The organism is Vibrio sp. 10N.222.49.C9 (assembly GCF_041474985.1).
GTDB lineage: Bacteria > Pseudomonadota > Gammaproteobacteria > Enterobacterales > Vibrionaceae > Vibrio > Vibrio crassostreae_C.
Genome location: NZ_JBFRVD010001275.1, coordinates 1 through 304, shown reverse-complemented (window position 1 = coordinate 304; position 304 = coordinate 1). Strand labels below are relative to the sequence as shown.

The 304-nt window shown below is 46.1% G+C and carries 1 pseudogene; it reads right to left on the bottom strand.

The features are described 5' to 3' along the window. Positions 1 to 304: pseudogene (locus tag AB4585_RS27885) on the bottom strand (hypothetical protein); the annotation flags it as partial.

Sequence of the window (304 nt, the reverse complement as noted above, 5' to 3'; positions counted from 1 at the left end):
GCATTAGCGTTGTAGGCGTTGAACCTGAAGCACCACCATAACCTGTACTGCCCCAACCATAAAAAGTGAAGGGTTCTCCAGGGTTAAAAAAGCGCTCGCCCGTATCAAGGTTAACAAGCGGACTCAATATCGCCCCACCATGATGAGGAATCGGTTCGTTTAACACCAATATCGCAAAGTCACTGTTATTGTGAGCATTATGTGCTGGGTTGTTTTTTTGGTCATCAGGCCTTGATTCTAGATACACAGGCTCTCTTTCGAAGATATCAAGCCAGTACGCAGCACTCTGACCATCACTCTTATC